This window comes from Streptomyces sp. LS1784 (assembly GCF_020103755.1).
Taxonomy (GTDB): Bacteria; Actinomycetota; Actinomycetes; order Streptomycetales; family Streptomycetaceae; genus Kitasatospora.
Genome location: NZ_JAHSQD010000230.1, coordinates 1 through 12,225, shown reverse-complemented (window position 1 = coordinate 12,225; position 12,225 = coordinate 1). Strand labels below are relative to the sequence as shown.

Below are 12,225 nucleotides of genomic sequence, written 5' to 3'. Positions count from 1 at the left end.
GCCACCACGCCCGGCACGACCCTGGCCGGGGGCGACGCCGCGGCCTGGGCGAAGTGGAACCTCAAGCCGCTCGCCCCGGCCCCCGCGCCGCCCGCCGACAAGCCCGTCAAGCTCGAACGCACCGGCACCGTGCCGGTGTTCAGCGATGTGAAGACGAGCGACAAGGTCGTCTTCATCACCATCGACGACGGCGCCGAGAAGGACCCGAAGTTCGTCGAGATGCTCACCGACCTCAAGGTGCCGATCTCGATGTTCCTGACCAAGGACATAGTCAAGAACGACTACGGCTACTTCAAGCCGCTCCAGGCGCTGGGCAACCACATCCAGAACCACACCGTCACCCACCCGGTGATGAGCAAGCTCTCGCCGGAGAAGCAGAAGGCCGAGATCTGCGACGACCAGTCCGCGCTCACCCAGCAGTACGGCACCGCCCCGCTGCTGTTCCGCCCGCCGTTCGGCGACGGCGCCAACACCCCGACGCTCAACACCTCGGTCCAGGAGTGCGGCCCGCGCGCCATAGTGCTGTGGCGCGAGTCGATGCAGATCCACGACATGCAGTACCAGGCCGGCGACAAGAAGCTGAAGCCCGGCGACATCATCCTGGCGCACTTCCGCGGCCCCAAGGAGCTCAAGGGCGCCACGATGACCCAGATGTTCGGCGACCTGCTGGCCCGGATCCAGGAGCAGGGCTTCTCGGTGGCCCGGCTGGAGGACTACATCCAGGCGCCCGCGTCCTGAGCGGCCCGTACGGGCTGTCCCAGCATCATCAGCGGCCCGTGGTCGGTGCGGCTGAGGATCACCGTGACGGTGTTCGGCCCGGAGGGCTTGAGCTGACGGCGCAGCTCCTCCGGGGTGATCGCCATCCCGCGCTTCTTGATCACCACCGTGCCGACCCCGCGCTCGCGCAGCAGCGCCTTCAGCTTCTTGATGTTGAACGGCAGCACGTCGGTGAGTTCGAAGGCGTGCGCGTACGGGGTGGCGACCAGCTCGTCCGAGGTCAGGTAGGCGATCTTCGGGTCGATCAGCCGACCGCGCACCTGCCCGGCCACCTCGGCCACCAGGTGCGCCCGGATCACCGCGCCGTCCGGCTCGTACAGGTAGCGCCCGACCGGGCCGGCCGGCGGGTCGGGCAGGTCGCCGCCGGTCAGGCTGGCGCCCTGCGGCAGCAGGGTGGCGCGGTGCGGGCTCGCGGCCCCGGTGCCGAACCAGAGCACCGCCTCCTTGACGTCGCCGTGGTCGGAGACCCACTCGGCCTCGGCGTCCTCCGGCACCGCCTCGTGCGGGATGCCCGGCGCAACCTTCAGCGCGCCGATCGGAGTCCGCCGGCCGGCCTCGATCGCCCAGGAGAGCGGCGGGGCGTACGCCTCCGGGTCGAACACCCGGCCGCGCGAGGTGCGCCGGGCCGGGTCGGTGAACACCGCGTCGTAACCGGTGACGTCCACCTCGGCGACGTCCGCGCAGCGCACCTCGACCAGCCCGGCCAGGCCCAGCGCGGCGGCGTTGGCCGCGGTGGCGGCGCAGGCCGCCGGGTCCTTGTCCACGGCCAGCACCTCGATGCCCGCCCGGGCCAGCGCCAGCACGTCCCCGCCGATGCCGCAGCACAGGTCCGCCAGCCGTCGTACGCCCAACCCGGCGAACCGCTGCGCCCGCCACTCGGCCACGCTGCGCCGGGTGGACTGTTCGACCCCGTTGGGCGTGAAGTACATCAGGTCGGCGTCCGCCCCGAACTTCGCCCGGGCCCGCTGCCGCAGCCGCGCCTGCCCGAACGCCGCCGACACCAGATCCGCCGGGTGCTCCCGCCGCAGGCGGGTCGCCAGCGCCAGCTCCTCCTCGGGGGTGAACTCGCGCAACTCGGCGAGCAGGGCCTGGCCCTCGGGCGTCAGCAGCGGCTGGAGGTTCTCGATGTCCACGGGGTCATTCTGACCGGTCAGAGGGCGTGGAGGCGGCCGGCCGGCCGGATCCCCGGCGGCCGGAGGAGCGCAGCCGCCACCGCGACGTACGGCGTGATCCGTAGCCGAGCCGCCAGGTGCCGCGGGCGGTCGGTCCCAGCGCTGCGAGCAGGGCCGCGACGCCGACGACCGGCGCGATCGTCCACGAGTGGACGAGCATGCCGGGCACGAAGCACGCCGCTGTCCCGAAGGGCGCCGCCACGGCGGCCCGCGGTGAGCACCACCAGGGAGAGCAGCAGGTCCGCCGCCCAGTGCGTGCGCGGGCGGATCGGCGGTCGGTTCACCGCCACAGGACGCCCGAGGAGAGGATCGCGGGCAGCAGGAACGGCGAGAGCGCGGCGGCGACCGGGAGGAACTGGTAGCCGGAGCGCCGGCTGCGTACGGCCACCAGGACGCCCGCCACGAGGGCGGCCACCGGGCCGGCCATCATCCCGACGCCCAGGAAGGCCCACCCGCGCCCGTCCCCGTCGTCCCCGGCGCCGGGACCGCTGCCGAGGCAGGCGATGAAGTAGAAGACGACGAATGGGAGCACGCCTCCCAGCAGGGGCAGTGCCAGCAGGGCGAGAGCCGCGTCCTTGGGCCGGGTCGGGCCGACGCGCATCGGGATCGAGGCCATGGCAGGAGTCTGGCCGTCCGGCCCGGCGTCGCACATGAGTACGACTACTCATCCGTCGCACGAGACTTCAGGGCGCGTCGTTGGCACTCTGGTTGACTGAGTGCTAACACCGGCCTATGGTCATCCTTGGCACTCCCCACTGGGGGAGTGCTAACGCGAAGACGCGTGTCTGACCCCCGCGACGGCAGGCCCGCAGGTTCGCCCCTACCCGTTAGAAAACCCCGTAATCTCCGAAGGGGAGCTCGGACGTGACCACCAGCAGCAAGGTTGCCATCAAGCCGCTCGAGGACCGCATCGTGGTCCAGCCGCTCGACGCCGAGACCACCACGGCCTCCGGCCTGGTTATCCCGGACACCGCCAAGGAGAAGCCCCAGGAGGGCGTCGTCCTGGCCGTCGGCCCGGGCCGCTTCGAGGACGGCCAGCGTCTGCCGCTCGACGTCGCCGTGGGTGACATCGTCCTGTACTCGAAGTACGGCGGCACCGAGGTGAAGTACCAGGGCGAGGAGTACCTGGTGCTCTCCGCCCGCGACGTTCTCGCGATCATCGAGAAGTAAGACGTCCCGACCCGCCCCGGATCCGTGTCCTCAGTGACAGTGGCCCGGGGCGTGGTTGTTGGTTCACGTAGTTCGGCGGTCGGTGGGCCGGCCGCAGCCCCGAGGGAATAGGGAACATGGCGAAGATCCTGCAGTTCGACGAGGACGCCCGCCGCTCGCTGGAGCGCGGTGTCAACAAGCTGGCCGACACCGTCAAGGTGACCATCGGCCCCAAGGGCCGCAACGTCGTCATCGACAAGAAGTTCGGTGCCCCGACCATCACCAACGACGGTGTCACCATCGCCCGCGAGGTCGAACTGGACGACCCGTACGAGAACCTTGGCGCGCAGCTCGTCAAGGAGGTCGCCACCAAGACCAACGACGTCGCGGGTGACGGCACCACCACCGCCACCGTGCTGGCCCAGGCCCTGGTCAACGAGGGTCTGCGCAACGTCGCCGCCGGTGCCGGCCCGGCCGCCCTGAAGAAGGGCATCGACAAGGCCGTCGCCGCCGTCTCCGAGCACCTGCTCTCCGTCGCCCGCGAGATCGAGGGCAAGGACGACGTCGCCGCCGTCGCCTCCCTCTCCGCCCAGGACACCCAGGTCGGCGAGCTGATCGCCGAGGCGATCGACAAGGTCGGCAAGGACGGTGTCATCACCGTCGAGGAGTCGAACACCTTCGGCGTGGAGCTGGACTTCACCGAGGGCATGCAGTTCGACAAGGGCTACCTGTCGCCGTACTTCGTCACCGACGCGGAGCGGCAGGAGGCGGTCCTGGAGGACCCGTACATCCTGATCAACCAGGGCAAGATCTCCTCCATCCAGGAGCTGCTGCCGCTGCTGGAGAAGATCCTCCAGGGCGGTGCCTCCAAGCCGCTGCTGATCATCGCCGAGGACGTCGACGGCGAGGCGCTGTCGACCCTGGTCGTGAACAAGATCCGTGGCACCTTCAACGCCGTCGCCGTCAAGGCCCCGGGCTTCGGCGACCGCCGCAAGGCGATCCTCGGCGACCTGGCCGTCCTGACCGGTGGCCAGGTCATCTCCGAGGAGGTCGGCCTCAAGCTCGACCAGGTCGGCCTGGACGTGCTGGGCACCGCCCGCCGCGTGACCATCACCAAGGACGAGACCACGGTCGTCGACGGTGCCGGTGACGCCGAGGCCGTGGCCGGCCGCGTCGCCCAGATCAAGGGCGAGATCGCCGCGACCGACTCCGACTGGGACCGCGAGAAGCTGCAGGAGCGCCTGGCCAAGCTGGCCGGCGGCGTCTGCGTCATCAAGGTCGGCGCCGCCACCGAGGTGGAGCTGAAGGAGCGCAAGCACCGACTGGAGGACGCCATCTCGGCGACCCGCGCCGCGGTCGAGGAGGGCATCGTCGCCGGCGGTGGCGCCTCCCTGGTCCACGCCGCCAAGGTGCTGAACGACGGCCTGGGCCTGTCGGGTGACGAGGCCACCGGTGTCGCCGTGGTCCGCAAGGCGCTGCACGAGCCGCTGCGCTGGATCGCCCAGAACGCCGGCCTGGAGGGCTACGTCATCACCTCCAAGGTCTCCGAGCTGGAGATCGGCCAGGGCTACAACGCCGCCACCGGCGAGTACGGCGACCTGGTGAAGGCCGGCGTCATCGACCCGGTCAAGGTCACCCGCTCCGCCCTGGAGAACGCCGCCTCGATCGCCTCCCTGCTCCTCACCACCGAGACCCTCGTGGTGGAGAAGAAGGAGGAGGAGGCCGACAACGGCCACGGCCACTCGCACGGCCACGGCCACTCGCACTGAGGCCCGAACCACTGACCGGAGGCCCGGTCCGCGCCCCGCGAGGGGAGGCGGGCCGGGCCTCCGGCCGTCCGCCCTTGACCTTTCAACTATCAGTGGAATTTTGCAGAACGCAAAGATTGCCTTATAACTGAGGCATGATCGAGGCCCGCCACCTGCGCGTCCTGCGTGCCGTCGCACGCACCGGCTCCTTCTCCGCCGCCGCCCGCGAGCTGGGGTGTACGCAGCCCGCCATCAGCCAGCAGATGAAGGCCCTGGAGAAGTCGGTGGACACCCCGCTGGTGGTCCGCTCGGGCCGCGGGATGCAGCTCAGCGAGGCCGGCCGGGTCCTGCTCAAGCATGCCACCGGAATCCTGGCCGGGCTCTGTGCCGCCGAGGAGGAGGTGGCCGCGATCGCCGGGCTGCGGGCCGGACGGGTGCGGCTGGTCTCCTTCCCGACCGCGAGCTCCACCCTGGTGCCGCCCGCGGTCGCCCGCCTGCGGGACGGCCATCCGGGGGTGCGCGTGTCGCTGGTCGAGGCGGAGCCGCCGGAGTCGCTGGCGATGCTGCGCGGCGGCGAGTGCGAGATCGCGCTGGCCTTCCGCTACCCGCAGTCCGACGGCGCCGTCGCGCTCCCGGCGCCCGCGCACGGTACGCCGCGCGAGGCCCGGGCCGAGGCCAACCTGGAGGCGCAGCAGCTGACCGCCGGGACCGACTGGTCCGATCTGGTGGCGACCCCGCTGCTGGACGACCCGTTGGTGGGCCTGCTGCCCGCCGCTCATCCGCTGGCCGGGCGGGGCGGGGCGGTGGAGCTGGCCGAGCTGGCGGGGGAGCAGTGGATCGCCGGTTGCCCGCAGTGCCGGGGGCACCTGGTGGAGCTGTGCGCCGGTGCGGGCTTCGAGCCCCGGATCGACTTCGCGACGGACGACTACCCGGCGGTGGTCGGCCTGGTGGCGGCCGGGCTCGGGGTGGCGGTACTGCCTCGCCTGGCGCTCCAGTCGGTGCGCCCTGACGGTGTGTCGACGGTGCCGGTGCGGACGGCCTCCGGGGCGCCCGCGGTGCGCCAGGTGGTCGCGCTGACCCTGCCGGACCTGGCCGAGGTGCCGGCCGTGGCGCTGATGCTGGAGCGGCTGGCGGGGGCGGCCGCCGATCGCTGACGGTGGGTGACGGGGCTGCCGTGGCCCTGCACGTACGGTGAGCCGACAGGCTGAGGCGTCACGAAGAAACGTTTCTTCACGACGCTCATGGAGACGGGTCTAGCGCTGGGCGACCGCCGGCGGGGCCAGGGGGACCTCGACCAGCCGGTGCCGCGAGCGCCCCAGCATCTCCTCGCGCTCGTCCTCGGTCATCCCGCCCCAGACGCCGTACGGCTCACGGACCGCCAGCGCGTGCGCCGCGCACTCGGCGATCACCGGACAGCGCATACAGACCTCCTTGGCACTGGCCTCGCGCGAACTGCGGGCAGCCCCGCGCTCGCCCTCGGGGTGGAAGAAGAGCGAGCTGTCCACGCCACGGCAGGCTGCGGAGAGCTGCCAGTCCCAGAGGTCCGCGTTGGGACCGGGGAGGCGGGAGAAATCTGCCATGGCTCATTCCCTTCAGAGGCTGTCGGCCGTCGGCCGGGCGTTCGGCGGGGGGCTGGCTGCCGAGCGGTGCGGCGGGGCTTCAATGCGCTGGTATGGACACCTGGAAATATGACTTAAGGCAACTCCATGGACAAGTCACCCACACACTGGCACAACAGTCAATGACCATACGAAAGCTATAAAAGCGGGCATAGCGGGCAAGCGCTCCGCCGGGCGCGGGCGTGGCAATCGGGTGGCCGACGGGCGCGCGACGTGCCGAATCGGTGTGCGGGTCGCGCGCCGACCGCGCGCGAGCTGCGGAAAAGTGCGGCGTGTGCACCGCGATGCGGCTGATCGGTAATGGGTTGGCCACGTACAGTGGTGGAGGTGGCTCCGAAGGCCGTAACTCATTCGAGTGACGGTCGTTGGAAGTGCGGAGGCGGTCAGCGGGCGCCGGACGTCGGAACGATCGCGGGCAGGTTGGGGCGATCGGCACGGAGTCCGTCGCCGATCGGCCGTGTCGGAGAGGTTCGTACCAGCCAGGAGGCTCAACGTGACGCGGATCAGCTGCGGAGGACGACGGTCATGACTTCCGTTCTCGTTTGCGACGATTCCCCGCTTGCCCGCGAGGCGCTTCGCCGCGCGGTCGCGACCGTACCCGGTGTGGACCGGGTCACCACCGCGACGAACGGGGAGGAGGTCCTCCGCCGCTGGGTGGCCGACCGCTCCGATCTCGTTCTGATGGACGTCCGGATGCCCGGCCTCGGGGGGGTCGAGACGGTCCGGCGGCTGCTGTCCGCCGACCCGGGCGCGCGGATCATCATGCTCACCGTCGCCGAGGACCTCGACGGTGTCGCGCTCGCGGTGGCCGCGGGCGCCCGCGGGTACCTGCACAAGGACGCCTCGCGCGCCGAGCTGCGGGCCACCGTCACCCAGGCCCTCGCCGACCCGACCTGGCGGCTCGCCCCGCGCCGGCTGCGCAGCCCCGACATGGGTGCGGCGCCGACCCTGACGGCGCGTGAGATCCAGGTGCTGGAGGGCATGAGCCACGGCCGCAGCAACGCCGAGATCGGCCGCGAGCTGTTCCTCTCCGAGGACACCGTCAAGACCCACGCCCGACGGCTGTTCAAGAAGCTCGGGGCCTCCGACCGGGCGCACGCGGTGGCGCTGGGCTTCCGCTGGGGCCTGGTCCGCTGACCACCGGCGGCGCCGCCGGTGGCGGCGCGCCGTCGGCGGTTCCCGGAGCGGGCGCAGCACGGGCGTGTGACGTTACGGTCCCGAGGTTGCACCATGGAGGAGTGGAGCACCTCGGGGACCAGCGGACAGGCACTGCGGCGAACCACGCAGCCGCAGGACACTCGGTGGACGGCACGACGGACGGGACCACCACCGACGACGGCGGGGCGGGAGGCGGCACGGTGCAGGAGGGGCTGGTGGTGCGCGGCACGCCGTACGGTGCGGCACCGCATAACGTTCCGGTGCACAACTCCGGACGCGGTGCCGCGTTTTCCCACTCGACCAGGCACCATGGACCGATGCGCGACGACGTCGCCGGTGCGGCCGGCCAGGCGGACCCGGTGGAGGCCGAGCCCTCCGGTCCGGGCCACGATCCGTCGTACGCCGATCCCGGCGGTTCCGCCGGTATGACCGGGCCGGGCCGTCCGCCGGTGCTCGGAAGGGGTGGCTCGCCGCTGGTGGGCGAGCTGGTCGCGGCCGCGGTGCGCGGCGAGGGCCCGGCGATCGACGCGCTGCTCGCCTACGTCCACCCGCTGGCGCTGCGGTACTGCCGCGCCAAGCTGGTCCGCCTGCCCGGCGGGGCCCGGCACCACGTGGACGACGTCGCGCAGGAGGTCTGCGTCGCGGTGCTCTGCGCACTGCCCCGGTACAAGGACCAGGGGCGCCCGTTCGAGGCCTTCGTCTACGGGATCGCCGCGCACAAGATCGCCGATCTCCAGCGGGCCGCGATGCGCGGGCCCGGTTCGACCGTCGTGCCGCAGGACGACCTGCCGGAGGTGCCGGACGAGGCGCTCGGCCCGGAGGAGCAGGCGCTGCTGAGCAGCGACGCGGCCTGGGCGAAGGAACTGCTCTCCAACCTGCCGGCCCGTCAGCGCGAACTGGTGCTGCTGCGGGTGGCCGCCGGACTGTCGGCGGAGGAGACCGGCGAGGTGCTCGGGATGTCACCGGGTGCCGTCCGGGTCGCCCAGCACCGGGCGCTCAGCCGGCTGCGGGCGCTCGCGGAGGAGTCCTCCTGATCCGTGCCGGTTCCGCCGGGTGCGCGCCGCTTGCGGGGAATGGGCCACGGGGCGGGGTTGTTGTCAAGGGCACACGAGGACACATTCGCGGTGCCAGTACCATGGGGTATCGGCGCCTGGGCGGGTTGCCAAAGTTTCACGGGTGCGCGCGGGGTCCCCTTGGAGGATCCTCCCATTGCACCCGGCTTCGGCGGTCTGCGCGAGTGAGCGATGAATGCGCCCCCACCCTCAGGGCGTGAGCGGATTAGGCCGGCCACGGAAGGTACCCCCCAAATGTCTTACAACGCCGCAGGCGTACCCGAGAAGTTCGCCATGCTCGGGCTCACGTTCGATGACGTCCTGCTGCTGCCCGGGGCCTCCGAGGTGCTGCCGAACCAGGTGGACACCTCCTCCCGGGTCTCCCGGAACGTCCGCGTCAACATCCCGCTGCTCTCCGCGGCGATGGACAAGGTCACCGAGGCCCGGATGGCCATCGCGATGGCGCGCCAGGGCGGCGTCGGCGTGCTGCACCGCAACCTGTCGGTCGAGGACCAGGCCAACCAGGTCGACCTGGTGAAGCGCTCCGAGTCCGGCATGGTCACCGACCCGATCACGGTCGGCCCGGAGACCACCCTGGCCGAGGCCGACGCGCTGTGCGCCAAGTTCCGCATCTCCGGCGTGCCGATCGCCGACGAGGCGGGCAAGCTGCTCGGCATCGTCACCAACCGCGACATGGCCTTCGAGTCGGACCGCAGCCGCCAGGTCCGCGAGATCATGACCCCGATGCCGCTGATCACCGGCAAGGTCGGCATCTCCGGGGTCGACGCGATGGCCCTGCTGCGCCGCCACAAGATCGAGAAGCTGCCGCTGGTCGACGACGAGGGCCGGATCAAGGGCCTGATCACCGTCAAGGACTTCGTCAAGGCCGAGCAGTACCCGAACGCCGCCAAGGACGCCGAGGGCCGGCTGCTGGTCGGCGCCGCCGTCGGCGCCAGCGCCGAGGCGTTCGACCGGGCCCAGGCCCTGGTCGAGGCCGGTGCGGACTTCCTGGTGGTGGACACCTCGCACGGCCACAGCCACAACGCGCTGGCCTGGATCGCGAAGATCAAGTCCGCCGTCAAGATCGACGTCGTCGGCGGCAACGTGGCCACCCGGGACGGCGCCCAGGCGCTGATCGACGCCGGCGTGGACGGCGTCAAGGTCGGCGTCGGCCCCGGCTCCATCTGCACCACCCGCGTGGTCGCCGGCATCGGCGTCCCGCAGATCACCGCCATCTACGAGGCCGCCCAGGCCTGCCAGGCGGCCGGCGTGCCGGTCATCGGCGACGGCGGCCTGCAGTACTCGGGCGACATCGGCAAGGCGCTGGCCGCCGGTGCCGACACCGTGATGCTCGGCTCGCTGCTGGCCGGCTGCGAGGAGTCCCCGGGCGAGCTGCTGTTCATCAACGGCAAGCAGTTCAAGTCCTACCGCGGCATGGGCTCGCTGGGCGCCATGCAGTCCCGCGGCCAGGCGAAGTCCTTCTCCAAGGACCGCTACTTCCAGGGCGAGATCACCTCCGACGAGAAGCTCATCGCCGAGGGCATCGAGGGCCAGGTGCCGTACCGCGGCCCGCTGTCGACCGTGCTCTACCAGCTGGTCGGCGGCCTGCGCCAGACCATGGGCTACGTCGGCGCCGCCACCGTCGCCGAGATGGAGAGCAAGGGCCGCTTTGTCCGGATCACCTCGGCGGGCCTCAAGGAGAGCCACCCGCACGACATCCAGATGACCGTCGAGGCGCCGAACTACTCGACCCGCTGACCCGCCGGACCACCGAAGGGCCTGCTGCCGGACCACGGCGGCGGGCCCTTCGGGCTGTCCGGGCCGTGGGCCGTCGGGGCGGGAGCAGCGGCAGTACGGGATACTGGGGTGCGGCCGGGGTGACCCGGCGGGCATGAGCAACACAGCAGAAGGGCTCGAAGTGACCGAGATCGAGATCGGGCGAGGCAAGCGCGGCCGCCGGGCGTACGCCTTCGACGACATCGCCGTCGTCCCCAGCCGCCGTACCCGGGACCCGAAGGAGGTCTCGATCGCCTGGCAGATCGATGCCTACCGCTTCGAGCTGCCGTTCCTGGCCGCCCCGATGGACAGCGTGGTCTCGCCGCAGCAGGCCATCAAGATCGGCCGCCTCGGCGGTCTGGGCGTGCTGAACCTCGAAGGCCTGTGGACCCGCTACGAGGACCCGCAGCCGCTGCTGGACGAGATCGCCGCGATCACCGACGCGCCCACCGCGACCCGTCGGCTCCAGGAGATCTACGCCGCGCCGATCCGTGCCGAGCTGATCAAGCAGCGGATCCAGGAGGTCCGCGACTCCGGTGTGGTCACCGCCGCCGCGCTCTCGCCGCAGCGCACCGCCGAGTTCTCCAAGGCCGTGGTGGACGCCGGCGTCGACGTCTTCGTCATCCGCGGCACCACCGTCTCGGCCGAGCACGTCTCCAGCGCCGCCGAGCCGCTCAACCTCAAGCAGTTCATCTACGAGCTGGACGTCCCGGTGATCGTCGGCGGCTGCGCCACGTACACCGCGGCGCTGCACCTGATGCGGACCGGCGCGGCCGGCGTGCTGGTCGGCTTCGGTGGCGGTGCCGCCCACACCACCCGCAACGTGCTGGGCATCCAGGTGCCGATGGCCACCGCCGTGGCCGACGTGGCGGCGGCCCGCCGCGACTACATGGACGAGTCCGGCGGCCGCTACGTGCACGTGATCGCGGACGGTGGCGTCGGCTACAGCGGCGACATCCCGAAGGCCGTCGCCTGCGGCGCCGACGCGGTGATGATCGGTGCGGCACTGGCCCGTGCGACGGACGCCCCGGGCAAGGGCTTCCACTGGGGCATGGAGGCCGTCCACGAGGAGCTGCCGCGTGGCAAGCGGGTGGACCTCGGGACGGTCGGCACCACCGAGGAGATCCTGACCGGTCCTTCGCACACGCCGGACGGGACCATGAACCTCTTCGGTGCGCTGCGGCGGGCGATGGCGACCACGGGGTACACGGAGCTCAAGGAGTTCCAGCGGGTCGAGGTGACGGTCAACCCGGCGCTCGACCACCGCTGAGGCTCGGGTTTTCGTCGTGAGGGAGGCCCCTGCCGGGGAGACGGCGGGGGCCTTTCGGTCTTCCGGGGCGGGGGCGGGGCTTTCGGGAGGGGGCGGGGCGGGGTCAACTGCGGGTGGCGGTGCGGCGGGTGAGCAGGAAGCCGCCGATGAGGGCGATGGCGTAGAAGGCGGCGTCGAGGGGGCGCAGGTCGGCGCGCCAGGTGGCGACGGTGTCGTGCAGCAGGCCGTGGGGGGCGGGGCCGTCGGCGTGGATCCGGCGGAGGTGTTCGATCAGCTGGCCGAGGAGGAGGGCGCCGGCTGCGAGGAGGGCGCCGAGCGGGGGGAGTAAGCGGCCCTGGCCGCCGAGGCGGCCGAGGGGGAGGGCGACCAGGCCGGCCGGGGCGATGGCCAGCCAGCCGAGGCTGTCGGCGGCGCGCAGGGGGGCGCTGCCGTAGGCGAGGCCGCCGAGCAGCATGGCGAGCAGGGCCAGGACCACGGCCAGGGCGGTGCGGCGGCGGGGGACGG

General features: G+C 71.9%; 12 protein-coding genes. 8 read left to right on the top strand and 4 right to left on the bottom strand.

Going from position 1 to position 12,225, the window contains the following annotated elements:
* Positions 1–738: polysaccharide deacetylase family protein (locus KS423_RS24410; RefSeq protein ID WP_224281835.1), on the top strand; the 738-nt coding region annotated here is incomplete at its 5' end.
* On the opposite strand, the gene KS423_RS24405 is transcribed toward KS423_RS24410, so the two are convergent.
* Together KS423_RS24405 and KS423_RS24400 are read right to left on the bottom strand one after the other, a co-directional pair.
* Positions 714–1,931 (bottom strand): class I SAM-dependent methyltransferase, encoded by a 1,218-nt coding sequence (locus KS423_RS24405; protein ID WP_224281837.1) that lies wholly within the window; start codon positions 1,929–1,931, stop codon positions 714–716. The genes KS423_RS24410 and KS423_RS24405 overlap by 25 nt on opposite strands.
* Positions 1,932–2,229: 298 nt before the next feature.
* Positions 2,230–2,565, bottom strand: a complete 336-nt coding sequence (locus KS423_RS24400) for a hypothetical protein (RefSeq protein WP_224281827.1) — start codon at positions 2,563–2,565, stop codon at positions 2,230–2,232.
* Between the two features lie 248 nt (positions 2,566–2,813).
* On the opposite strand from KS423_RS24400, the gene groES reads away from it, so the two are divergent.
* From groES to KS423_RS24385, 3 genes are all read left to right on the top strand, one after another.
* Positions 2,814–3,119 (top strand): co-chaperone GroES, encoded by a 306-nt coding sequence (groES, locus tag KS423_RS24395; RefSeq protein WP_014136232.1) that lies wholly within the window; start codon positions 2,814–2,816, stop codon positions 3,117–3,119.
* Positions 3,120–3,235: 116 nt separating this feature from the next.
* Positions 3,236–4,867, top strand: coding sequence for a chaperonin GroEL (gene groL / locus KS423_RS24390; protein ID WP_224281825.1), 1,632 nt, complete (start codon positions 3,236–3,238; stop codon positions 4,865–4,867).
* A gap of 134 nt (positions 4,868–5,001) precedes the next feature.
* Positions 5,002–6,000 carry a LysR family transcriptional regulator gene (locus KS423_RS24385; protein ID WP_224281824.1) on the top strand — a complete coding sequence of 333 codons (999 nt, stop codon included), beginning with the start codon at positions 5,002–5,004 and terminating at the stop codon, positions 5,998–6,000.
* A gap of 99 nt (positions 6,001–6,099) precedes the next feature.
* Here KS423_RS24385 and KS423_RS24380 read toward each other — a convergent pair whose 3' ends face one another.
* Positions 6,100–6,426: a WhiB family transcriptional regulator gene (locus tag KS423_RS24380; RefSeq protein ID WP_049654358.1), complete on the bottom strand. Its 327-nt coding sequence runs from the start codon at positions 6,424–6,426 to the stop codon at positions 6,100–6,102.
* Positions 6,427–6,990: 564 nt separating this feature from the next.
* Here KS423_RS24380 and KS423_RS24375 point away from each other — a divergent pair.
* The 4 genes from KS423_RS24375 (at position 6,991) to KS423_RS24360 (ending at position 11,721) form a co-directional block, all read left to right on the top strand.
* Complete coding sequence (locus KS423_RS24375; RefSeq protein ID WP_014136228.1) at positions 6,991–7,602, top strand: response regulator transcription factor; 612 nt, start codon at positions 6,991–6,993, stop codon at positions 7,600–7,602.
* A 446-nt stretch (positions 7,603–8,048) separates the two neighbouring features.
* Positions 8,049–8,657 (top strand): RNA polymerase sigma factor ShbA, encoded by a 609-nt coding sequence (gene shbA / locus KS423_RS24370; protein WP_308020243.1) that lies wholly within the window; start codon positions 8,049–8,051, stop codon positions 8,655–8,657.
* A 273-nt stretch (positions 8,658–8,930) separates the two neighbouring features.
* Complete coding sequence (gene guaB / locus KS423_RS24365) at positions 8,931–10,433, top strand: IMP dehydrogenase (RefSeq protein WP_224281822.1); 1,503 nt, start codon at positions 8,931–8,933, stop codon at positions 10,431–10,433.
* A 160-nt stretch (positions 10,434–10,593) separates the two neighbouring features.
* Complete coding sequence (locus KS423_RS24360) at positions 10,594–11,721, top strand: GuaB3 family IMP dehydrogenase-related protein (RefSeq protein ID WP_224281836.1); 1,128 nt, start codon at positions 10,594–10,596, stop codon at positions 11,719–11,721.
* Between the two features lie 103 nt (positions 11,722–11,824).
* On the opposite strand, the gene KS423_RS24355 is transcribed toward KS423_RS24360, so the two are convergent.
* The coding region (locus tag KS423_RS24355; RefSeq protein WP_224281821.1) for a hypothetical protein at positions 11,825–12,225 on the bottom strand (401 nt) is incomplete at its 5' end.

Excerpts from the sequence above, each read along its gene's own strand:
- KS423_RS24400 (WP_224281827.1), bottom strand. The coding sequence starts at position 2,565 with ATGGCCTCGATCCCGATGCGCGTCGGCCCGACCCGGCCCAAGGACGCG.
- groL (WP_224281825.1), top strand. The coding sequence starts at position 3,236 with ATGGCGAAGATCCTGCAGTTCGACGAGGACGCCCGCCGCTCGCTGGAG.
- KS423_RS24385 (WP_224281824.1), top strand. The coding sequence starts at position 5,002 with ATGATCGAGGCCCGCCACCTGCGCGTCCTGCGTGCCGTCGCACGCACC.
- KS423_RS24380 (WP_049654358.1), bottom strand. The coding sequence starts at position 6,426 with ATGGCAGATTTCTCCCGCCTCCCCGGTCCCAACGCGGACCTCTGGGAC.
- KS423_RS24375 (WP_014136228.1), top strand. The coding sequence starts at position 6,991 with ATGACTTCCGTTCTCGTTTGCGACGATTCCCCGCTTGCCCGCGAGGCG.
- shbA (WP_308020243.1), top strand. The coding sequence starts at position 8,049 with ATGACCGGGCCGGGCCGTCCGCCGGTGCTCGGAAGGGGTGGCTCGCCG.
- guaB (WP_224281822.1), top strand. The coding sequence starts at position 8,931 with ATGTCTTACAACGCCGCAGGCGTACCCGAGAAGTTCGCCATGCTCGGG.